The following is a 22,128-nucleotide window of genomic DNA, read 5'->3' as shown; positions in this document are numbered from 1 at the left end:
CCGTCAGCAGCAGGGCGGGGGATTCTAACGCAAAGCCCGCCACGGCTTAAGGCTGGTTGAGAAGAGCGAGAAATGGTAGGACGCAGACATCGTGTGTGTTTTCTAGTGGCGCTTCAGCCAGTCGTCCAGCTGCGCCCGCGACAGCTCGCCCACATGGCGCTCCACCGCGCGCCCTTCGCGGTCGAACAGCAGCGTGGTAGGCAGTCCCGGCGACTCGGTCGTCGTCATCATCTTCTGGTTCGGGTCGAGCAGCGGATAGCGGAAGGCCAGTGCCTGCTCGTCGAGGTAGCGGACCACCTGCAGCAGCTCTTCACCCTGATTGACTACTACGACACTGACCCCTTCACGCTCGTCGGCCTCGGCCAGCAGCGGCATCTCACGCAGGCAGGGCGGACACCAGGTGGCCCATAGATTGATCACTACAAGTTCGCCACGCAGATTCTGCAGGTTGACCGGCTCGCCATCGAGATTCTCCAGGGTGATGTCGGGCAGTTCGCGCAGCGGCATGTCGCCGCCCAGCGGCGCCAGGGTGATCAGCACCAGCCACAGTGCCGAAACGCCAATGACCAGGCCCATGGCGCCGATCATGGATAGCAGTCGGTCGCGCAATGCCCAGCCGGTCCAGATCAACGCTGCAAGCAGCCCCCATAACCCGTGATAGCCAGCCTGCCACAGCTTGAGTACGTCCAGCGGGGCGGCGACGTAAGCGTCGAGATTCATCGCCACATGGCCCAAGCGAGCACCGACCAACCAGGCCAGCAGCAGGCCGTTGAACCAGCGCGTGCGATCGGCGGAGGAGAGCCCCAGCAACAACCAGGCCGCGAGCAGCAACAACAGGGCGCAGCCAATGGCATACAGTCGCGGGATGGATATCAGTACGGGGCCCAGGGCGAAGGCGTCCATTGGTCAGCTCCGAGAAGGGGGTCGGCGCAAATGGCAAGACCGGGTAGAATCATTCACTTGCAGAAGGTTACTGCGTCAGCAGAGCAAGCCTACTGCGCAAGGACAGCACTGTCACCCGGTGGGAGCCCTTCATGGCACACAAGTCGTTCGATACCCTGCGCGCCCTGGCCATTGGCAGTCAGGCGCTGGGCTTCATCCTCATCATCACGCTGGAAACGGTGATGGGAGGCGAGGCTGCCCGTCCTTGGCAGGGAGTGACGCTGGTCGCCATGGTTGCGTTTGCGCTGGCGCTGGCGCTGGCTCGACTCTATCGCCGCAACAGGGCGCGCAAGGCCATGGCACGGCGCCTGGCGGACGACGATGACGAGCACTGAATCCGGCGGTTCGAATCGAGCCTGCTGGCTCCCGGTGCTATTTTGCCTGATGGCATTTCAGTTGCTGGGGTGCGCCGGCACGTCGGTTCCGCGTGAGCATGGGGCGCTGCTGTCCGTTGCCGAAAGCGAGGCCACCTGGCTGGGCCAGTGGGCGCAGATGAGCGCCTCCGCGCATCCGGGCAAGAGCGGTTTCGCGCTGCTCTCCAGTGGCCAGGACGCCTTCAGCCTGCGCCTGCTGCTGAGTGAGCAGGCCGACCGACGACTCGATATCCAGACCTACCTGCTAGGTGACGGTTTGACGACACGGATGCTGCTGCATCGCCTCATGGCCGCCGCAGATCGGGGGGTCGAGGTGCGCCTGCTGATCGATGACCTGGGCGCCGTGGGAAAAGGGCCGGAGTTGGCCGCACTCGACACGCATCCCAATATCCAGGTGCGCGTTTACAATGCGCTGAGCATCGGTCGCGGCACGCTGGCGGGTCGCGTGCTGGCCTCGGTGCCGCAGGCCGGCCGCCAGCATCGCCGCATGCACAACAAGCTGTGGATCGCCGACGGCGCCCTGGCCATCGTCGGTGGGCGCAACCTGGGTGATGAATACTACAGCGCCAGCAAACCGCGCAATTTCACCGACCTCGACCTGCTGACGCTCGGCCCCGTGGTGGAGCCGCTGACGCGAAGCTTTCATCTCTACTGGAATCATGGTCTGGCGCAGCCCATCGGGCGCTACCACCGTGCCGATGAAGAGGCTTGGCGCGAACTGCGCTCGTCGCTTGCCGAGTGGTTCGAAGCCAATGCCGATTCCTCCTACTTCGTCGACCTTCGCCAGCGCTATGCCGATGTCGAGCAGGGGCCGCTGGTAGGCAGGCTGCACTGGGGGGAAGGCATCGCCCTTTGGGATCCGCCGGGCAAGCCTGCATGGCCTGGGCGCCCGGCGCTCGATCGCACCATGGCCGGTGAGCTGCTCGAGCGCGCCGAAGAGCCGAGCGAGCGGCTGCTGATCGTTTCCGCCTACTTCGTGCCCGGCGCGCACGGCACGCAGCGCCTGAGGCAGTGGGCCGAGGCGGGCGTCGAGGTCGAGGTCTTCACCAACTCCCTCGAAGCGACCGATGTGCCGCTGGTCCATGGCGGCTACCAGACGCGCCGGCGAGCGCTGCTCGAAAGCGGCGTCGCGCTCTATGAAATGCGCGCCGAGAGCGAGTCCAATGACGACAAAGGCTTCAGCGTGGGCTCGTCGGCTTCCTCTCTGCACATCAAGGCGCTCGTCATCGATAACGACCGCGTGTTCGTCGGCTCGCCCAATGTCGACCCTCGTTCGGTGTGGTGGAACACCGAAGTGGGTGTACTCGCCGCCAGCCCGGGCCTGGCCGCCGAGCTTCATGAGTTGGCGGAAGTCGGCGAATCGCCGGAGCTGAGTTATCGGGTCGGACGCTCGGCATCGGGGCAACTCTACTGGCAGACCGTGCAGCAAGGGGAGCCGGTGCGGCTGGGGCGCGAGCCCGGCAGTCTCTGGCAGCGACTGGGCGCCCTGCTGGGAAGGATCACCTGGCTGGAACCCCTGCTCTAGGCTTCGGGACGTACAGCAGCATTCGGCCGGCGCTCAGGGGTGGGTGTCGGCGATGCCCACGCGGTTGCGTCCTGCCCGCTTGGCGCGATAAAGCGCGCCATCGGCTCGGGCCAGCATCTCTTCGGGGCTTTCACCTCGACGGTATTCGGCAATGCCCAGGCTGATGGTGACGGCCAAACCCTGCAAGCGGGTCTCGGCCACCTGCTGGCGCAGGCGCTCGGCGAATGTCGACGCCCCTTGGGCGGACGTGTCCTGCAGCAGGATGGCAAACTCTTCGCCGCCCCAGCGGGCCAGAAGGTCGGTGCTGCGCAGGGTTTTGCCTACCAGCAAGGCCAGGCGTTTGAGGATGACATCGCCGGTATCGTGGCCATGTTGGTCGTTGACCGACTTGAACAGGTCGATATCGAAAAGCAGCAGCGAGAAGGTGTTGTCGCTGCGTTCAGCCTGCCGAATCGCCTTGCGCATGGCGGCATCGAAGGCGCGGCGGTTATGCGCCCCGGTCAGGTGATCGCGGGTGGCCTGCTGTTCCAGTTCCTGCTCAAGGCGCTTGCGTTCGGCGATGTTGTGGAATACCGCAATGAAGTGGCGTATGTTGCCGGCCTCGTCATGGACGGCCGTGATCGACTGCCACAGCGGGTAGATCTCGCCGTACTTGTTGCGGTTCCAGATCTCGCCCTGCCAATGGCCGGTCTCGATGACGTCCTGCCACAGTTGGGAGTAAAACGCCTTGTCATGCCGCCCTGACTTGAACAGCCGTGGCGTGTGGCCGATCACTTCTTCGGGCCGGTAGCCGGTGATGTCGGTGAAGGCCTGGTTGACCCTCTCGATGCGCATTTCCGGATCGGTGATCAAGGTGGCCTGGCCGGTCTGGAACACGCTGGCAAGAAGTCGCAGCTCCTCTTCCTGGCGCTTGCGCTCGGTGATGTCCTCTTTAACCGCCACGAAGCGCACGACTTCGCCGGCATCGTTGCGCACCGGCGTGATGGTTTCGGCTTCCCAGTAGAGTTCTCCGCTCTTCTTGCGGTTCTGCAATTCGCCGCGCCAGACCTGGCCGCTGCGCAGGGTCTGCCACAGGTCGTGATAGACGATTTCGGGCGTCAGGCCCGACTGGATCATCGCAGGCGTCTTGCCGATCAGCTCTTCGCGGGTATAGCCGGTCACCTCGATGAAGCGCTGATTGACGTATTCGATGCGTCCTTCGGTATCGGTGATCGCGGTTGCGGCCGGGCTCTGTTCCACGGCAATGTGAAGCTGATAGAACTTGGCCCGCAGCGTGTCGAGATCACTGTTGGACCAATGGGGGCCGGGCATGGCAGCGCTCCCGGCGCTGCCGTGCGCAGTTGCAAGCTCGCTGTTCTTCACGAGCGCCCTCCGTATGAGTGGGACTTGTTCTGGGGCAAGTCTCTTATGGCTTCTGTATGAGTCGATTGGCTTGAGTCATGAGCCGAAGGGGGCGCCTGGCGACTCCGGTCGCGCAGCATAGCGTCTTTTCGCGGCACGTTCACGCCGAAGGTGGGTATGTCAGGCTAAAGGAGGGGGCAGCGAAAAAGGCCTTGCGATTGATCGCAAGGCCTTTTTGGAATTCTGGTCGGAGTAGCAGGATTCGAACCTACGACCTCTGCCTCCCGAAGGCAGCGCTCTACCAAGCTGAGCTATACTCCGTTGCTTCTTTCGAGCCGTCTCTTGGAGACGCCCGATGTCGGTTCTGTTGAAGCCGACGGATGGGCATTATACGCAAAACCCTATACCTTGCAAGCCCCGCGGCAGCGGGCTCGGTGCCGCTCAGTTCTGGCGCTCGACGGCGAGTCGGGCCAGGTCGGCCATGCTGTCGCGATAGCGGCTGGGAGGCAGGAAATCGAGCTGCTCAAGTGCCTTGGCCGACATCTCTTCGGCGCGGGCTCGGGTGTAGTCCAGTGCGCCGGTATCGCGCACGATGGCGAGCACTTCCTCGAGCCGCTCGAGCCCGCCCTGGCAGATGGCCTGACGGATCGTCTTGGCCTGGTCGGCGGTGCCGGCGGCCATGGCCTGGATCAGCGGCAGGGTCGGCTTGCCCTCGGCCAGGTCGTCGCCCACGTTCTTGCCCATCGCGTCGGCTTCGCCCTGGTAGTCGAGCAGGTCGTCGACGAGCTGGAACGCCAGGCCCAGGTAGCGGCCGTAGTATTGCAGTGCCGCTTCCTGCTGCGGGTCGGCCCCGGCCAGGATGGCGCCACTATGGGTGGCGGCTTCGAACAGCATGGCGGTCTTGCCCTGGATGGTTTCGAAGTAGACCGCTTCGTCGATGTCGGGGTTGCCCACGTTGGTCAACTGTTGAACCTCGCCTTCGGCAATCACGCAGGTGGCGCTCGAGAGCACGTCCATGATCTTGAGTGAGCCGATCTGCACCATCATCTGGAAGGAGCGGGAGTAAAGGTAGTCGCCCACCAGTACCGAGGGGGCATTACCCCAGGCGTCGTTGGCCGTGACACGGCCGCGACGCATGTGAGATTCGTCGACCACGTCGTCGTGGAGCAGGGTCGAGGTGTGCATGAACTCGATCAGCGTGGCCAGCGAGATGTGCTTGTCGCCTGGGTAGCCCAGTGCCCGGGCCGAAAGCAGGACCAGTAAGGGGCGAAGCCGCTTGCCGCCGCTGGCGATGATGTACTGGCCGATGGTTTCCACCAGCGGGACCCGCGACGCCAGTTGATCCATGATGGTGCGGTTGACCGCGGCGAAATCGTTGGCGACCACCGCATGGAGCGACGAGGCGGAGGCGTTGCTGTCTGAAGAGCGGGTAGAGGCGTTGGCTGGCATGGGCTGTGTCATCGGGTGTTGGGCCGGCATGCCGGTAAGTGGCAGTGGCCTGGGGTTGCGGCTCATGCTATGGCCCCCCCATGGGGGCGTCAAGCTGTGCCGCGGTGCGCCTTGATGTAGCGCAGCGTCGACCCGAGAGTGGGGGTGACGGCTGCTTGAATGGAGCGCTAGCCGCAGTTATAATGCGCGGCCCACTCATCATGCTCCCTGTCAGATGGCTGCCGAAAGGGGCGCCACTCGAAGCAGGTCGACGAAGAGCCAACCCCCGATGAGTTCTGGAGAGACGCAAATGTACGCAGTAATCAAGAGCGGTGGCAAGCAGTACCGCGTTCAGGAAGGCCAGACGCTCAAGCTCGAGAAGCTCGAGATCCCGACTGGCGATACCATCGAGTTCGACCAGGTGCTGCTGGTTGCCGATGGCGACGACGTCACCATTGGTGCCCCGCTGGTCGACGGCGCCAAGGTGGCTGCCGAGATCGTCTCCCACGGCCGTGGCGAGAAGATCCGCATCATCAAGTTCCGTCGCCGCAAGCATCACATGAAGCGTCAGGGCCACCGTCAGTGGTTCACTGAAGTCAAGATCACCGGGATTTCCGCCTAAGCGGCTTCCCCTTAACGAGCGAGGACTTTGCAATGGCTCATAAGAAGGCAGCCGGTTCTACCCGTAACGGCCGCGATTCAGAATCCAAACGTCTTGGTGTCAAGCTGTACGGCGGCCAGGCGGTGACTGCAGGCAACATCATCGTGCGTCAGCGTGGCACCCGTTTCCATGCCGGCACCGGCGTTGGCATCGGCCGCGACCACACCCTGTTCGCCCTCAGCGACGGTGTGATCAAGTTCGAGACCAAGGGTCCGAAGAACCGCAAGTTCGTCAGCGTCGTCTCTGCCTGAGAGCGCTCGAACCGGTAGACGGAAGGCCCCGCTCAGGCGGGGCCTTCTTGTATTATGACGGTAGCGTCCGTCGGGAGAATCACAATGCAGTTCGTCGACGAAGCCTCGATCATCGTGGAAGCCGGCAGGGGCGGTAACGGCTGCCTGAGCTTCCGCCGCGAGAAGTACGTGCCCAAGGGTGGTCCCGATGGCGGCGACGGCGGGCATGGCGGCAGCGTCTACCTGGTCGGTGACGATGCCCTCAACACCTTGATCGACTTCAAATATCAGCGCTTCTATCAGGCCGAGAGCGGGCGTCCCGGACAGGGGCGCCAAATGAGCGGCCGGGCCGGCGGCGACTTGATGGTCAAAGTGCCGGTGGGTACCACGGTGATCGATGAGGACACCCTCGAGGTGATCGCCGATATCACCGAGATCGGTCAGCAGGTGCTGGTGGCCCAGGGTGGCCGCCGCGGCCTGGGCAACATTCACTTCAAGTCGTCGACCAACCGGGCGCCGCGCAAGACCACGCCCGGCACCGACGGCGAGCGGCGCAACCTGCGCCTGGAGATGAAGGTAATGGCCGACGTCGGCCTGCTGGGCATGCCCAATGCCGGCAAGTCGACCCTGATCCGCTCGGTCTCGGCGGCCAAGCCCAAGGTGGCCGATTACCCCTTTACCACTCTGGTGCCCAACCTCGGCGTGGTGAAGCTGGGCATGCACGAGCACTTCGTGATGGCCGACGTGCCGGGGCTGATCGAGGGGGCTTCGGATGGTGCCGGGCTGGGGCTTCGGTTCCTCAAGCACCTGACCCGTACCCGGCTGCTGTTCCACGTGGTCGACGTGGCGCCCTTCGACGAGTCCGATCCAGTCGAGGCGGCCCATGCCATCGCCCATGAACTCGAGCAGTTTTCGCCGACCCTGGCCGAGCGACCGCGCTGGCTGGTGATCAACAAGCTCGATCTGGTGCCGGACGAGGAGCGCGAGGCGCGGGTGGCTGCCATTGTCGAAGGTCTTGCCTGGAAGGGGCCGGTCTACCGTGTCTCGGCGATCAGCGGCGAGGGCACCGACACACTGGTGCAGGCGGCGCATCGCTGGCTCACCGAGCAGCGTCGGCTGGAGAATGAGGACGAAGAGGCGGCCGAGCGCGAGCGGGAGATACGCGAGCGCATGGAGGCTGAGGCGGTGGCGCGGACCGAGGCGCGCCTGGGTCGCAAACGCAAGCGCAGCGATGAGGACGACGACTTCGACGATGATGATTACGATGTCGAAGTCGAATATGTGGAGTGAGGCGATGGCCTTTGCTCGCTCAGTTGCGCTGATATGGCTGGTTTTTGTTGGATGGGAGAGCCGGGTGTGAACGAGCAGCGGGTACCGGGTCGCGATGCGCTGCGTGGCGCTCGCCGGGTGGTGGTGAAGATCGGCAGCGCTCTGCTGACCAATGACGGGCGCGGGCTCGATGAAGCGGCGATCGGCGGCTGGGTGGACCAGATCGCGGCGCTGCATCGCCAGGGTGTCGAGGTGGTGCTGGTGTCGTCGGGTGCCGTGGCCGCCGGCATGGTGCGGCTGGGCTGGCAAGCCCGACCTTCGGCAGTGCATGAATTGCAGGCTGCCGCTGCGGTAGGTCAGAACGGCCTGACCCAGTGCTATGAGCATCATTTCGCTCGCCATGGTCTGCTCACCGCCCAGGTGCTGCTGACCCACGACGACCTCTCCAACCGCAAGCGCTACCTCAACGCGCGTTCGGCGCTGCGTACCCTGGTCGACCTGCGCGTGGTGCCGGTGGTCAACGAGAACGATACCGTGGTCACCGACGAGATCCGCTTCGGCGACAACGACACCCTGGGCGCGCTGGTAGCCAACCTGCTCGAGGCCGAAGCACTGGTGATCCTCACCGACCAGGAGGGGCTGTTCGATGCCGACCCGCGCCACAACCCGGCGGCCACGCTGGTCAGCGAGGGGCGTGCTGATGACCCGGCACTGGCGGCGATGGCCGGCGGCGGCGGTGCGCTGGGGCGGGGCGGCATGACCACCAAGGTGCAGGCAGCCCGCCTGGCCGCTCGCTCCGGTGCCGTCACGGTGATCGCCAGCGGACGCCAGTCCGATGTGCTGCTGCGGCTGACCCGGGGCGAGCGGCTGGGTACGCTGCTGTGCCCCGAGGAGGCGCCGATGGCGGCACGCAAGCGCTGGCTGGCCGGCCAGCTGCAGGTGCGCGGCAGCCTGACGCTGGATGCCGGGGCGGTGAAGGTGCTGCGGGGCAGCGGCTCGAGCCTGCTGGCGGTGGGCGTCAAGGCACTGACGGGCGACTTCGTGCGTGGCGACATGGTGCTGTGCCTCGACGAGCAGGGCCAACGAATCGCCAAGGGGCTGGTGAACTACGGTGCTGACGAGGCGCGCCGCATTCTCGGCCAGCCGAGTCACCAGATCGAGGCGATTCTTGGCTACATGGAGGCGCCCGAGCTGATCCACCGGGACAACCTCGTCGTGCTGTGACGCCTTGTTCGTGGCATGTAGCATGACGCCGCGTACCTATGGTAGTATGCGCCATCCTCTCAGACACGGCCCGTCGACAACCTTGGCGTTGACGCAATGGCCCGACCGGCAGGAAACGAGATTTCAGGCCGGACAAATCGTTATCGATGCCGCCCCAGACAGGGCGGCGTCAAAGTTTTCCAGGAGATAGTCAGTGGCAAACAGCAAGCAAGCACGCAAGCGTGCCCGTCAGGCGGAAGGTCGTCGTGTTCTGAAGGCGAGCCAGCGCGCCATGGTGCGTACCTACGTGAAGCGCGTCATCAAGGCCATCAACGGCGGCGATCACGCCACCGCGATGACTGAATTCCAGAAGGCGCAGCCGGTCATCGATCGCATCGCCGACAAGGACGTGCTCTCCAAGAAAAAGGCTGCGCGCCTGAAGAGCCGTCTGAACACGCGAATTAAGGCACTGGCTGCGTAAAGCCGGACGCCTGGAGACGTCGCGAGCGCCATCGCCTAGATGCCTGCGTATCGCGATCTCGAAAAAACCGGCTAAGGCCGGTTTTTTTGTGCCTGAGCGCGGGATGGCCCCGCATCGAACGAGCTGGCGAGGAAGCAGAAGGTGACGGAACGCGAGCAGTTGCCCGAGCCCGCTGAGTCGGCGCCGCCCAAGGTGGCCGATGACGACCAGGCCGTTGCCCCCAAGGCCGGAGGGTTGATGCGCTCCGGTCTGGTGGTGGGGGCCATGACCATGCTGTCGCGGGTCATGGGCCTGCTGCGCGACGTGGTGGTAGCGACCCTGTTCGGTGCCGGTAGCGGCGCCGATGCCTTCTTCGTCGCCTTCAAGATCCCCAACTTCATGCGTCGGCTGTTTGCCGAGGGTGCCTTCAACCAGGCCTTCGTGCCGGTGCTCTCCGAGTACGCCACCCGCGGCAGCAAGCGCGAGGTGCGCGAGCTGCTCGATGCTGTGGCGGGTAGCCTCACCGCGGTGCTGGCGCTGATCACGGCCTTGGCGATGCTCGCCGCGCCCTGGCTGGTGTGGCTCTTCGCCCCGGGCTTTGGTCGCGACCCGGCCAAGCTTGCGCTCACCGCCGACATGCTGCGGCTGACGTTTCCCTACCTGCTGCTGGTGTCGCTTACCGCCTTTGCCGGCAGCGTGCTCAATACCTGGAACCGTTTCGCCGTGCCGGCCTTCACTCCGGTGCTGCTCAACCTCTCGCTGATCGGCGCCGCCTTGTTGCTCACGCCCTTGATGAGCGAGCCGGCCATGGCACTGGCGTGGGGCGTGCTCATAGCCGGCGTCGCCCAGCTCGCCTTCCAGGTGCCGTTCCTGACGCGCCTGGGGCTGATGCCGCGACCCTGGCCGAATTTCGCCCATAGCGGCGTCAAGCGCATCCTGGTGCTGATGGCGCCGGCGCTGTTCGGCGTCTCGGTGTCGCAGATCAACCTGCTGCTGGATACCGTGCTGGCCTCGCTGCTGGCGCCCGGCAGCGTCTCTTGGCTCTACTACTCGGATCGTCTCGTCGAGTTGCCGCTGGGTGTGTTCGGCATCGCCATCGGTACGGTGATTCTGCCGGCGCTCTCCAAGCGCCACGCCGAGCAGGCCGGCCAGCACTTCGCCGCCATGCTCGACTGGGCGGTGCGCGCCGTGCTGCTGCTGGGGCTGCCGGCGGCGCTGGCCCTGGCGATCCTCGCCGAGCCACTACTGATTTCGCTGTTTCACTACGGCGCCATGACCGAGCACGACATCGCCATGGCGGCCATGAGTCTGCGGGCCTACTCTTTCGGCCTGGTCGCCTTCATGTTGATCAAGGTGCTGGCGCCTGGCTTCTTCGCCCGCCAGAACACCAAGACGCCGGTGAAGGTCGGCATCATCGCCATGGTCGCCAACATGGTGTTCAACCTGATTCTGATCTGGCCGCTGGCTCACGCCGGCCTGGCGCTGGCGACGGCACTGTCGGCCTTCCTCAACGCCGGGCTGTTGGGTTGGCTGCTGCACAAGCAGGGAGTGCTGGTGTTCCAGCCCGGCTGGGGCCGCTATGCCGTGCAACTCATCGGTGGCTGCATGGTGATGAGCGCGGGGCTCGCCTGGCTGTCGCCCGACTGGCAGCAATGGCTCGGCTGGGGCGTATGGACCCGGGTACAGTGGTTGGCGTTGCTGGTAATAGCGGGTGCGGCGGTCTACTTCGCCTGGCTGGCAGCGCTGGGCGTCCGGCCGAGGCATTTCCGTATGCGTGGCTGAGTAAGGAGTGCCCCGGCGTTGTGTGCCGGGGCTGATCCGGGAGCGGGGGTTCGCTATAATCGACCTCTTTGCAAGTTTCAACCCTTACAGGACATTGCGACGACTAGATGGAAGTCATTCGAGGACTGCACAACCTGCGCGACGAGCATCGCGGCTGCGTAGCCACCATCGGTAATTTCGATGGGGTGCACCGCGGCCATCAGGCGATTCTCGACCAGTGCCGCGAGCAGGCCTCGAAGCTGCGCCTGCCGGTGGCTGTCGTGGTGTTCGAGCCCCAGCCGCGTGAGTTCTTCGCCGGCGACCAGGCACCGCCACGCCTGACCCGGCTGCGCGAAAAGGTACGCCTGCTGGGCGAGAGCGGTGTGGATCGCATTCTCTGCCTGCCGTTCAACGAGCGGCTGCGAAGCCTCACCGCAGTGGAATTCATCGATCGCGTTCTGGTCGAAGGATTGGGCGTTCGCCATCTGGTGGTGGGAGACGATTTCCGCTTCGGCTGCGATCGCAGCGGTGACTTCAGCCTGCTGGCGGAGGAGGGCGAAAGGCGCGGCCGCGAAGGGTTTGGCGTCGAGCATACGCGCACCTTCACCCTCGACGACGAGAGGGTCTCCAGCACCCGGGTGCGTACGCTGCTGGCCAGCGGCAACTTCGCCCAGGCAGCGCGCATGCTGGGTCGTCCCTATCGCCTTGACGGGCGAGTGGTCGTCGACCAGAAGCTGGGGCGTACCATCGGCGTGCCTACCGCCAACCTGCCGCTGCCGCGCTTGCCCTTGGCGCTGCGTGGCGTCTATGCCGTGGTGACCGAGCTACCCGATGGGCAGCGCCTTCCCGGCGTGGCCAATATCGGCTGGCGACCCACGGTGGGCAGCGATAGGCCGGTGCTGGAGGTTCATCTGTTCGACTACGATGGTGACCTTTACGGCCAGAGGCTGACGGTATTTCCCTGCGCCAGGCTGCGCGGCGAGGTGAAGTTCGACGACTTCACCGCGCTCAAGCGGCAGATCATGGCAGATCTGGCTCGTGCCCGGCGCTTCTTCGTGGAATACCTTGCTGCCGAGGAGCCCGGCCTGGCAGACGATTCTCTTCCCTTGGCATCGGCGCCGCTGGCGCGCGAGGCTACGACTTCCGAATTCTCGGCGGGACGTTCCGCCGACCACGACGACGGCTGATTCCCTGGATATGAGCGACTACAAGCACACCCTCAACCTGCCCGAGACCGATTTTCCCATGCGTGGCAACCTGCCCAAGCGCGAGCCTGGCAGGGTGTCGCAATGGCAGGACATGAAGCTCTATCAGCGCCTGCGTGAAGAGCGCCGAGGTCGCGAGGTGTTCGTGCTTCACGACGGCCCTCCCTATGCCAACGGCAGCATCCACATCGGTCACGCTCTCAACAAGATCCTCAAGGACATCATCGTCAAGTCGAAGAACCTGGCCGGCTTCGACGCTCCCTACGTGCCCGGCTGGGACTGCCATGGCTTGCCCATCGAGCACAAGGTGGAGACTACCCACGGCAAGCACCTCGAGCCCGAGCAGGCCCGCGGACTGTGCCGCGAGTACGCCGCTGCTCAGATCGAGACTCAGCTCGCCGACTTCGTGCGCCTGGGCGTGATCGGCGACTGGGACAACCCTTATCGCTCGATGGACTACGTCAACGAGGCCGGCGAGATCCGCGCGTTGGCCGACATGGTCGCCGCGGGCTACGTGTTCAAGGGGCTCAAGCCGGTCAACTGGTGCTTCGACTGTGGCTCGGCGCTGGCCGAGGCCGAGGTCGAATACCAGGACAAGAAGTCCGATGCCATCGACGTCGCCTTCCCGGCCGCCGACGAGACGAAGCTGGCCGTGGCCTTTGGCCTGGAGTCACTGCCCAAGCCCGCCGCCATCGTGATCTGGACCACCACGCCCTGGACCGTTCCGGCCAACCAGGCGCTCAATGTTCACCCCGAGTTCAACTACGCCCTGGTCGATACCGGCGAACGCTTGCTGGTGCTGGCGGAGGAGCTGGTCGAGAGCTGCCTGGAGCGCTACGAGCTCCAGGGCGAAGTGATCGCCACCACCAAGGGCGAGGCGCTCGATCTGGTCGAGTTCCGCCACCCCTTCTATGATCGACTCTCGCCGGTCTATCTGGCCGACTACGTCGAATCCGAGGTGGGTAGTACCGGTATCGTCCACTCGGCCCCGGCCTACGGCGTCGACGACTTCGTCACCTGCCGCGCCCACGGCATGTCGTTCGAGGAGATCAAGAGCCCGGTACAGGGCAACGGCGTCTACGCTGCGGACCTGCCTTTCTTCGGCGGCCAGATGATCTGGAAGGCCAATCCGCAGATCGTCGACAAGCTGCGCGAGGCCGGCGCCCTGCTGGCACACAAGGTCATCACTCACAGCTACATGCACTGCTGGCGCCACAAGACGCCGGTAATCTACCGCGCCACGGCGCAGTGGTTCGTGGGCATGGACCTCAAGGGCCACGACGGCCGCACCCTGCGCGAGCGGGCGCTCGAGGGCATCGAGGCCACCCACTTCACCCCGTCATGGGGCAAGGCGCGCCTGCACAGCATGATCGCCAATCGCCCCGACTGGTGCATCTCGCGCCAGCGCAACTGGGGTGTGCCGATTCCCTTCTTCCTGAACAAGGCCACGGGCGAGCTGCATCCGCGTACCGTCGAACTGATGGAGGAGGCCGCCAAGCGCGTCGAGCGCGAGGGCATCGACGCCTGGTTCCGTCTCGACCCGGCCGAGCTGCTGGGCGACGAGGCGGCGGATTACGAAAAGGTCACCGATACTCTCGACGTGTGGTTCGACTCCGGCACCACCCACCGCCACGTGCTGCGCGGCTCGCATCCGCATGGCCACGAGACTGGGCCGCGCGCCGACCTCTACCTGGAGGGTTCCGACCAGCACCGCGGCTGGTTCCACTCATCGCTGCTGACGGGGTCGGCAATCGATGGGCATCCGCCGTATCGGCAACTGCTGACGCACGGGTTCACCGTCGATGCCCAAGGACGCAAGCAGTCCAAGTCGCTGGGCAACGTGGTGGCGCCGCAAGAAGTGATGGACAGGCTCGGCGCCGATATCCTTCGCCTATGGGTCTCCTCCACCGACTATTCCGGCGAGATGGCGGTCTCCGACGAGATCCTCAAGCGTACCGCCGACGTCTATCGGCGTATCCGCAACACCGCGCGCTTCCTGCTCTCGAACCTCAACGGCTTCGATCCGGCCCGCGACAGCGTCGCTTTCGCCGACATGCTGGCGCTGGACCAGTGGGTGGTGGATCGCGCCGCCCAGCTCCAGGCGCGCATCGAGAAGGCCTATGAGGAGTACCGCTTCCTCGACGTCTATCAGCAGGTGCACACCTTCTGCTCGCGTGAGCTCGGCGGTTTCTACCTCGATGTTATCAAGGATCGCCAGTACACGACCCAGGCCGACTCCCTGGCCCGGCGCAGCTGCCAAACGGCACTCTACCAGGTGGTCGAAGCGCTCTCGCGCTGGGTGGCGCCGATCCTCAGCTTCACCGCCGAGGAGATCTATGAGCACATCCCCGGCCAGCGCCGCGACAGCGTGCTGCTTGAGAGCTACTACGAGGGGCTCGCCACCCTGGCGCCGGATGCCGAGATGGGCCGCGACTTCTGGGAGCAGGTGCTCGAGGTCAAGCAGGCGGTCAACAAGTGCCTGGAGGATGCACGCAACGCGAAGACCATCAAGGGCAGCCTGGCCGCGGAAGTGACCCTCTATGTCGACGCCAAGCTCAATGCCACCCTGGCCAAGCTGGGCGAGGAGCTGCGCTTCGTCATGCTCACCAGCGAAGTGCGCCTGGCACCGCTGGGCGAAGGCCAAAACGCCGAGGCCGCCGAGGCCACCGAGCTTGAAGGCCTGAAGGTCGCAGTGTCGGCGAGTCCTTACCACAAGTGCGAGCGCTGCTGGCACCACCGCGAGGATGTCGGCAGCCACGTCGAGCATCCGGACCTGTGCGGTCGTTGCATCAGCAACCTGCCGGAGGGTTCCGGTGAGACTCGCCACTATGCGTGACAAGGAGCAGGGCGGCGCTGCGGTGCCGCCGATGAGCAAGCCGCTGCGCTGGTTGTGGCTGGCCGTCGCCGTAGTGGCGCTGGACCTCGCCACCAAGGCGCTGATGTCCAGCCTGCTGAGCTACGGCCAGCCGGTGGAAGTGCTGCCGTTTTTCAACCTCACTTTGTTGCACAACACCGGCGCGGCGTTCAGCTTTCTGGCCGGTCATCCTGGCTGGCAGCGCTGGCTCTTCGCCCTGGTCGGTATCGGGGCCTGCATCGGCCTGACGATCTGGATGAGCCGGCTGAAGGCTGACGAGCGGTTCCTCGGTGGTGCGCTGGCGCTGGTCATCGGGGGTGCCTTGGGCAATCTCTACGACCGCCTGGTGCATGGCTACGTGGTCGACTTCCTCTCCTTTCATGTCGCCGGCTGGTACTACCCGGCCTTCAACGTGGCCGATATCGGCATCACCCTGGGCGCCGTCGGTCTGATCTGGGAATCCCTTTTCGAAGGCCGCAAGCAGGCGCGGCGGCGCGGTTGAGCCGCCTGCTATGCTGCTGGCAGGACCCGACCTTTCAAGCGTACGATCAAGCGAGAGCAACGATGAGCGAATTACGCATCGACGAGGGTATGGAAGTGACGCTGCACTTCACCCTCAAGCTGGAGGACGGCACCGTGGTCGACTCCACCCGCGAGAAACAGCCGGCCACCTTCCAACTGGGCGATGGCAATTTGCCGCCGGGTTTCGAATACCCGCTGAAGGGCATGGCAGGCGGCGAAAGCGGCAGCTTCGAGATCTCGCCGGAGCACGGCTTCGGCCAGCACAACCCGCAAAACGTGCAGAGGCTCAGTCGCGATGATTTTGACGAGATCGAGCCCGAAGTGGGCACGGTGATGTCATTCGCCGACCCCGCCGGCGGCGAGTTGCCAGGGGTGATCACCGATGTCGACGAGCGCAATGTGGAAGTGGACTTCAACCATCCGCTTGCCGGGCGTACCCTGACCTTCGAGGTCGAGGTGATTGATGTGAGGCCCGCGCAGACACACTGAGTCTGGTCGCAACGGCACTCCTGCTTTCTACGCTTTATTGTTTCTACTCGATGCCCAGGCATCAAGGTAACGTAACCATGCAAGCTAACTCCGTGCGAATCAGGCTGGCCAATCCCCGCGGTTTCTGTGCCGGGGTCGACCGTGCCATCGAGATCGTCAACCGTGCGTTGGATGTCTTCGGCCCGCCCATCTACGTGCGCCATGAGGTCGTTCACAACCGCTTCGTGGTCGATACCCTACGTGAGCGTGGCGCGATCTTCGTCGAGGAACTCGACGAGGTGCCCGACGATGTCATCGTGATCTTCTCCGCCCACGGCGTTTCCCGAGCGGTCCAGGAGGACGCCGAACGGCGCGGTCTCAAGGTGTTCGATGCCACCTGCCCGCTGGTGACCAAGGTGCATCTGGAAGTGCTGCGCTACGCCAGGCGCGGGCAGGAGTGCATCCTCATCGGGCATGCCGGCCATCCCGAGGTGGAGGGCACCATGGGGCGTTACGACGAGTCACACGGTGGCAGCATCTATCTGGTCGAGGACGAAGCCGACGTCGAGCGTCTCGAGGTGAACGACCCGACCCGGCTTGCTTTCGTCACCCAGACCACTCTCTCCATGGACGACACCGCTCGAGTGATCGACGCTCTGCGTGAAAAATTCCCCCAGATCGAGGGGCCGCGCAAGGACGATATCTGTTATGCCACCCAGAACCGCCAGGATGCGGTACGTGAGCTGGCTGCCGGCTGCGACCTGCTGCTGGTAGTGGGCAGCCCCAACAGCTCCAACTCCAACCGCCTGCGCGAGCTGGCCGAGCGGGTCGGTACGCCGGCCTACCTGATCGACGACGCCAACCAGATCGAGCCGGCCTGGCTCAAGGATGTGACTGCCGTCGGTATCACCGCCGGGGCGAGCGCGCCGGAGGTTCTGGTCAAGGGTGTGATCGAGCGGTTGCAGGGCCTGGGCGCGCAGGCGCCGGAAGAGCTGGCCGGCCGCGAGGAGACCATCACCTTTTCCATGCCCCGCGAGCTGCGCGAACGCGTGATCGCCAGCGATTCGCTATCCTGAGAAAAAGGTGTGAAGTACGCCACTACCTGAAGATATGAGACATCTCATGCTGTGCGAGAATAATCAGTCGGGCCTGCCCCGGCTTTTTTTATGATGTATCTAGCAGGGTTGGGTGTCATGATACATACTGAAACCAAGTGTAACCAATTAGCGGAGGAGCGCCAAGTGACGACCTACGCCCGCCTGGCTCCTCAGTGGCCTCGGTATGGCACGCCCCGGCGCGCTCGCGGTTTCACGCTGATCGAGCTGATGATCGCCGTGGCCGTGATTGCGATCCTGGCGTCGATTGCCATACCGAGCTATCGCGGCTATGTGGAACGAGCGACGCGCACTGATGCCCATGCCGGGCTCATGGAGGCAGCCGGCCAGCTCGAGCGTTGCTATACGGTCAATAATTCCTATGCGGGATGCAACGTGACTTCGCCCTCTCCCGATGGGAACTACTCCATTACCGTGACGAGCGCTGCTGCTACCTTCACCCTTACCGCTGCATTGTTATCCGGTCGTGGCCCCGATGGATGTTCCGGTAACATGACCCTGAATCATCAAGGTGTAAGAAGCCCTGCGGCCTGCTGGTAACGTATCGATGAAAAGCGCCGGTTTCACCCTGATCGAGCTACTGGTCACGATCGCCGTGATGACGATCGTTGCCACCATTGCCGTGCCGGGCTTTCAAGGCATGATGGCCAGAAACCAGCTGGCGGCTGACTACAACGTGGTGCTTTCCGGTTTGAACCAGGCCCGCAGCGAGGCCATCAAGCGGCGCGAGAACGTGACGTTCCGCGTAACGCAAGCCAGCCCTTGGGAATACCGGATCACCACGGCCGGCAATAACGACATTTCGATTCGCTCTGCGCGCGGCGGCCAGGTCAGCATCACCAGTACCAATATCACCTTCAGCGCGTTGGGTCGGCGCGCGAATTGTACGTCTGGCTGTGACATCACGGTCGATCATAGTGGTGCCGGTGACGTCGACCTGCGCGTGAGCAGCACCGGCCGCATCGGCAAGCCGTCGAGTTGAGGAGCGAAATGAGACGTCACGCTCAGTCAGGTTTTACGCTCATCGAAGCGCTGATCGCCGTATTGGTCCTTTCCATTGGCCTGCTCGGTGTGGCGGCCATGCAGCTGAGGGCCTTGCAGAGTGCCCACATGGGCTACCAGCGCGCGGTGGTGAGCCTGGCAGCCATCGATGCGCAGGAGAGGGCGTGGGCCGCGCTTTCAGGGGATGCCAACAAAGCGTGCCCGGCTGCGAGTACGGTCGAGAGCGGCTGGCTGGGGAACTGGTTCGGCACCCTGCTTTTCGATGCGGGAAGCGATATCGGCGGTACGGACTGTGACTATACCGTGACCGTACGCTGGCAAGAGGATCGCTATGGTACGGGTGAGACCGGGGTAGGGTTCGTTTATCAGTTCCGCTTGCCCGACATGGACCCATGAGAGACGCGCGTATCATGCTCATTTCAGGCTTCCGCAATCACGTCCCCCGCCCTCAGTCGGGCTTCACCCTGATCGAGCTGATGGTGGCGCTGGTGATCGGCCTGATCATCATTCTCGGTGCGGGTCAGCTGTTTCTCATGGGGTTCCAGACCTTTCGCCAGACCGAGCTGCTGGGCAACAAGCAGGCGGCGTTGACCTTTGCCACGGAGACATTGATACGCGACATTCGGCGGGCCAACTTCGATTCTGTTTCGGGCCCTGAGATAAGCTTTGATGACGCAGCCGGAGAGCTGAGAGTCGAGATCACGAACAATGGAGATACGAGCGCTTGCACTGACGGTGCCATGGTGGTGCGAATCTACCGTCTGAGTAGCGCCGCTATTAGTGCCAGCGAAGGCTGGTCACTTGACATGGGGCAGAGATGCGGTACCGACCCTTCCGGCGCCGATTACGAGCCGCTCGTTACCGGTTTCGCTGACGGTGGGTTCGGCCGTGATGCGAGTGAAACCGACGAGGCCAACGGCGTCTGGGTTCTGCAATTCCAGCTTATCAAGAGCCGGGAGGACGCTACCGAGACGGACGACTTCGTGTTTCGTGCCGTCAACCGAAACGAGGCGATAGACTAGCCTGACCTCCCGAGAGGTAGGAGCACTCACATGAAACAAGAACGCGGTGCTGCACTGGTTGTCGTGCTCTCGATGCTGGCCGGCTCCTTGATGCTGGGGCTTTCCGGAATGCAGTCGTCACAGATCGACGAGCGCCTGGCGGGAAACTACAAGGCCGCAACCGAAGCCCAGATGGGCGCGGAAAAGGCCATCTCGGCCGGCTGGGGCGAGAATGGCAGCGGCATGAGCGTCAGCGACTTCGATGCCACACGGACCCTCGCCGAAGTGGAAGCCTACAGCTGGACAGAGTTCACCGCATTGGGTGACATCTCCGCCAACGCCTGCAGCGGCAATATCGCCTGCCACTACTATCTGCTCCGGGACGGCAGCGATTACTTCATTGCCGGCATGGGGGCCGTGGTCACCGCGGGCAGTCTGGCAGCAGTGAGCCAGCCGGTCTTCGCTCGCATCGAATTCACACCGGGACCGAACCCTGCCTTTACCAATGGGCTGCTCAGTGCGGACTACATTCTGGTCACGGGCCAGTCCACCGTTCTGGGTAATGTCCACTCCAACGGAACCGTCGACATTACTCTGCGAGACGGTTCGGAAGCGATCGTGACCGACGGGACAGAGCAGATGGTCGAGGTGCCCCTGCCAGGAACCCGACCGGCAGGCGAGGACGTAAGCGGCTGTGATGAAAATCCCGAGCCTCACTGCTACAAGAGTTACGACCCTACGGTATTCGATGAATATCGGGAGCGTGGGGGAGTCATCAACACGTGCAGTATCGACATGGACACGCTGAACGATGGTGACACCGTATTTTGCGACGGCGACCTGGATGTGCAGGGCGGTTCCGTGGATAGCAACCGTGTGACGCTGGTGGCAACAGGTAACGTCACCATGAGCGGGGCTACTTCAAGCGGTGGCAACGAGAGCGAGATCGGCCTTTTTGTCATCGCTGGCCAGGATATCGAATTCAACGGCAACACGGACAATTATGGCGTGTTCTGGGCCGGTGGATATGTTCGTCAAAACGGCAACTCGAGCCTGTACGGCGCGATCGTGGCGGGCACCTACATCCGCAGCAACGGCGGTATCGACTTCATCAGCCTCGATAACGTAACCAACCCGGATACTTTCGTACCTGCCGATCCCGAGATCGTCGCCTGGAACTGAGCGGCCTGACACGGAAGCCACGTATCATCTCGCGGCGCTGACGCCGTGATTCTGTAGATCCGAGAGCTCAGGATTCGGCTGGCTTGCGATAGTGACCGGGTACGGTGACCCGCTCGCCGCTGGGAAGCTCGCGCACGTGGGTAGGAACGTAGATACGCTTGATGACACTGCGGGACTTGCCGTTCGTCATGCTCGACTCCTTGTCCGTTGAGGTCCGTAGCTACTTTAAGCCAGCAGCGATTCACCGTGCAATCCTGTTCCGGCGGCGTTGCTCGGTTTTACGCCTTGCGTCAGATTGCCTAGGGTAGGGAAAGGGAAGCTATGGAGCGGAAGGAGCCGGGATGGAGCACTTGAACTTAGCGCTCGCGGTCGTGGGTGGCCTGGTGCTGGTCGTGGGCTTGTTGTCGAGCCCGCTGGATCGTTCCTGGCTATCGGTGCCTTTGCTTGCCTTCCTGCTGGGTGTCGCACTAGGACCGGAGGCAATGGACCTGCTGGATCCCCGGGCTTGGGGCGACAGCAAGAAGTTGATGGAGGAGACGGCGCGCATCACGCTGGGCATCAGCCTGATGGGTATCGCCTTGCGGCTTCCTCCCGATTACCCTTTCTCTCACTGGCGCTCGCTAGTTATCCTGCTGGCCATCGGGATGCCCGCGATGTGTCTCATCAGTGCCTTGCTCACCTACGGGGTGCTGGGATTACCGCTGCTGATCGCACTGCTGGTCGGAGCCGCCGTTTGTCCCACCGATCCGGTGGTGGCGTCTTCCATCGTCACCGGTGGGGTGGCCAAGGAGAATTTGCCGGGTTCCTTTCGTCATTTATTGTCCAGTGAGTCCGGCGCCAACGATGGGCTGGCCTATCCGCTGGTATTGCTGCCGATCCTGCTATTGACCACACCCACTGGCGATGCCTGGCTCGACTGGTTCGGTCGGGTCTGGCTATGGGAAGTGGGTGGTGGCGTGCTGGTCGGCATCGTGCTGGGTTGGGCGACAGGACGCGCACTGCGCTGGTCGGAAGAGCGTGGCTATCTCGACCAGCCCTCCTTTCTTTCGATTACCGTGGCGTTGACGATCTTCGTGCTTGGTGTAGGCGCGTTGTTGGGCACCAACAGCATTCTCGGCGTCTTCGCCGCCGGTCTGGCCTTCGATCAAAAAGTAGGGGGGAAAGATCGCAGCGAGGAGGACAATGTCCAGGAGGCGGTCAATATCCTGCTGACCCTGCCGGCCTTCATCCTGTTCGGGCTGATTGCCCCCTGGGATGAGTGGTGGGCGCTGGGCTGGGCGGGGCTGGCTCTGGTTCTGTTGGTACTGCTGCTGCGTCGCCTGCCGGCGATTCTGCTGCTAAGCCCATGGCTTCCCTCGCTGCGCGATAGATCGATCGTGTGGGTGATGGGCTGGTTCGGGCCGATCGGGATATCGGCCCTCTATTACGCAACCCTGGCATCGAGCCGCACTGGGCATGAGCGCGTCTGGGTCGCCGTTAGCCTGATCGTCGCGATTTCACTATTGGTGCATGGGCTCACGGCGGCGCCGTTTGCCAAAATGTACGGACACTGGCAGCGACGGCAGCAAGCGCGTAATAAGTGACC

23 protein-coding genes and 1 tRNA gene are annotated in these 22,128 nt (G+C 63.8%); 19 read left to right on the top strand and 5 right to left on the bottom strand.

Annotated features, from left to right (window positions below; genetic code table 11):
- Positions 1–102 precede the first annotated feature (102 nt).
- Positions 103–903: a TlpA family protein disulfide reductase gene (locus tag HNO52_RS17970; protein ID WP_197566581.1), complete on the bottom strand. Its 801-nt coding sequence runs from the start codon at positions 901–903 to the stop codon at positions 103–105.
- Between the two features lie 131 nt (positions 904–1,034).
- Here HNO52_RS17970 and HNO52_RS17965 point away from each other — a divergent pair, with 131 nt between their 5' ends.
- Together HNO52_RS17965 and HNO52_RS17960 are read left to right on the top strand one after the other, a co-directional pair.
- Positions 1,035–1,277: a hypothetical protein gene (locus tag HNO52_RS17965; RefSeq protein WP_197566580.1), complete on the top strand. Its 243-nt coding sequence runs from the start codon at positions 1,035–1,037 to the stop codon at positions 1,275–1,277.
- Between the two features lie 49 nt (positions 1,278–1,326).
- Positions 1,327–2,841 carry a phospholipase D family protein gene (locus HNO52_RS17960; RefSeq protein WP_232090384.1) on the top strand — a complete coding sequence of 505 codons (1,515 nt, stop codon included), beginning with the start codon at positions 1,327–1,329 and terminating at the stop codon, positions 2,839–2,841.
- A 33-nt stretch (positions 2,842–2,874) separates the two neighbouring features.
- Here HNO52_RS17960 and HNO52_RS17955 read toward each other — a convergent pair whose 3' ends face one another.
- The 3 genes from HNO52_RS17955 to ispB form a co-directional block, all read right to left on the bottom strand.
- On the bottom strand, positions 2,875–4,152 hold the full coding sequence (locus tag HNO52_RS17955; protein WP_197566579.1) for a sensor domain-containing diguanylate cyclase: 1,278 nt from the start codon (positions 4,150–4,152) through the stop codon (positions 2,875–2,877).
- Positions 4,153–4,426: 274 nt separating this feature from the next.
- Positions 4,427–4,503: transfer RNA gene (locus HNO52_RS17950), tRNA-Pro, on the bottom strand.
- Between the two features lie 120 nt (positions 4,504–4,623).
- The gene (gene ispB, locus HNO52_RS17945) at positions 4,624–5,631 is read right to left on the bottom strand and encodes an octaprenyl diphosphate synthase (RefSeq protein WP_197569294.1); all 1,008 of its coding nucleotides are present in this window, start codon (positions 5,629–5,631) and stop codon (positions 4,624–4,626) included.
- Between the two features lie 289 nt (positions 5,632–5,920).
- On the opposite strand from ispB, the gene rplU reads away from it, so the two are divergent.
- From rplU to HNO52_RS17865, 16 genes are all read left to right on the top strand, one after another.
- Positions 5,921–6,232, top strand: coding sequence for a 50S ribosomal protein L21 (rplU, locus tag HNO52_RS17940; protein ID WP_167119123.1), 312 nt, complete (start codon positions 5,921–5,923; stop codon positions 6,230–6,232).
- 32 nt (positions 6,233–6,264) lie between these two features.
- A complete protein-coding gene (rpmA, locus tag HNO52_RS17935) occupies positions 6,265–6,522 on the top strand; it encodes a 50S ribosomal protein L27 (RefSeq protein WP_167119120.1) in 258 nt (85 codons plus the stop codon).
- An 84-nt stretch (positions 6,523–6,606) separates the two neighbouring features.
- Entirely contained in the window at positions 6,607–7,791 is a 1,185-nt protein-coding gene (gene cgtA / locus HNO52_RS17930; protein WP_197566578.1) for an Obg family GTPase CgtA, read from the top strand.
- A gap of 51 nt (positions 7,792–7,842) precedes the next feature.
- Complete coding sequence (gene proB / locus HNO52_RS17925; RefSeq protein WP_197569293.1) at positions 7,843–8,994, top strand: glutamate 5-kinase; 1,152 nt, start codon at positions 7,843–7,845, stop codon at positions 8,992–8,994.
- A gap of 193 nt (positions 8,995–9,187) precedes the next feature.
- Entirely contained in the window at positions 9,188–9,454 is a 267-nt protein-coding gene (gene rpsT, locus HNO52_RS17920) for a 30S ribosomal protein S20 (protein ID WP_167119111.1), read from the top strand.
- Positions 9,455–9,595: 141 nt separating this feature from the next.
- Positions 9,596–11,215: a murein biosynthesis integral membrane protein MurJ gene (gene murJ / locus HNO52_RS17915; RefSeq protein ID WP_442907071.1), complete on the top strand. Its 1,620-nt coding sequence runs from the start codon at positions 9,596–9,598 to the stop codon at positions 11,213–11,215.
- A 107-nt stretch (positions 11,216–11,322) separates the two neighbouring features.
- Positions 11,323–12,381 carry a bifunctional riboflavin kinase/FAD synthetase gene (gene ribF / locus HNO52_RS17910; RefSeq protein ID WP_197566577.1) on the top strand — a complete coding sequence of 353 codons (1,059 nt, stop codon included), beginning with the start codon at positions 11,323–11,325 and terminating at the stop codon, positions 12,379–12,381.
- A gap of 10 nt (positions 12,382–12,391) precedes the next feature.
- Complete coding sequence (gene ileS / locus HNO52_RS17905; RefSeq protein ID WP_197566576.1) at positions 12,392–15,235, top strand: isoleucine--tRNA ligase; 2,844 nt, start codon at positions 12,392–12,394, stop codon at positions 15,233–15,235.
- On the top strand, positions 15,228–15,755 hold the full coding sequence (lspA, locus tag HNO52_RS17900; protein ID WP_197569291.1) for a signal peptidase II: 528 nt from the start codon (positions 15,228–15,230) through the stop codon (positions 15,753–15,755). The genes ileS and lspA overlap by 8 nt, the downstream gene beginning before the upstream one ends.
- 62 nt (positions 15,756–15,817) lie before the next feature.
- Positions 15,818–16,264 carry an FKBP-type peptidyl-prolyl cis-trans isomerase gene (gene fkpB, locus HNO52_RS17895; protein WP_197566575.1) on the top strand — a complete coding sequence of 149 codons (447 nt, stop codon included), beginning with the start codon at positions 15,818–15,820 and terminating at the stop codon, positions 16,262–16,264.
- 77 nt (positions 16,265–16,341) lie between these two features.
- Positions 16,342–17,319, top strand: coding sequence for a 4-hydroxy-3-methylbut-2-enyl diphosphate reductase (gene ispH, locus HNO52_RS17890; protein WP_197566574.1), 978 nt, complete (start codon positions 16,342–16,344; stop codon positions 17,317–17,319).
- A gap of 165 nt (positions 17,320–17,484) precedes the next feature.
- Positions 17,485–17,898 (top strand): type IV pilin protein, encoded by a 414-nt coding sequence (locus HNO52_RS17885; protein WP_269476068.1) that lies wholly within the window; start codon positions 17,485–17,487, stop codon positions 17,896–17,898.
- A 7-nt stretch (positions 17,899–17,905) separates the two neighbouring features.
- Positions 17,906–18,340, top strand: coding sequence for a GspH/FimT family pseudopilin (locus HNO52_RS17880; RefSeq protein WP_197569290.1), 435 nt, complete (start codon positions 17,906–17,908; stop codon positions 18,338–18,340).
- Between the two features lie 8 nt (positions 18,341–18,348).
- Positions 18,349–18,756 (top strand): type IV pilus modification protein PilV, encoded by a 408-nt coding sequence (gene pilV, locus HNO52_RS17875; RefSeq protein ID WP_197566572.1) that lies wholly within the window; start codon positions 18,349–18,351, stop codon positions 18,754–18,756.
- A gap of 14 nt (positions 18,757–18,770) precedes the next feature.
- A complete protein-coding gene (locus HNO52_RS17870; protein ID WP_197566571.1) occupies positions 18,771–19,382 on the top strand; it encodes a PilW family protein in 612 nt (203 codons plus the stop codon).
- Positions 19,383–19,412: 30 nt separating this feature from the next.
- Complete coding sequence (locus tag HNO52_RS17865; RefSeq protein WP_197566570.1) at positions 19,413–20,543, top strand: pilus assembly PilX family protein; 1,131 nt, start codon at positions 19,413–19,415, stop codon at positions 20,541–20,543.
- A 67-nt stretch (positions 20,544–20,610) separates the two neighbouring features.
- On the opposite strand, the gene HNO52_RS21275 is transcribed toward HNO52_RS17865, so the two are convergent.
- Positions 20,611–20,733, bottom strand: a complete 123-nt coding sequence (locus HNO52_RS21275) for a hypothetical protein (RefSeq protein WP_269476067.1) — start codon at positions 20,731–20,733, stop codon at positions 20,611–20,613.
- 151 nt (positions 20,734–20,884) lie between these two features.
- Between HNO52_RS21275 and HNO52_RS17860 the strand changes: the two genes are divergently transcribed.
- A complete protein-coding gene (locus HNO52_RS17860; protein ID WP_197566569.1) occupies positions 20,885–22,126 on the top strand; it encodes a cation:proton antiporter domain-containing protein in 1,242 nt (413 codons plus the stop codon).
- The last annotated feature ends 2 nt before the right edge of the window (positions 22,127–22,128 follow it).

It is taken from the genome of Halomonas sp. MCCC 1A13316, from assembly GCF_014931605.1.
Lineage (GTDB): Bacteria > Pseudomonadota > Gammaproteobacteria > Pseudomonadales > Halomonadaceae > Halomonas.
This window is presented reverse-complemented; position numbering and strand designations above follow the sequence as displayed.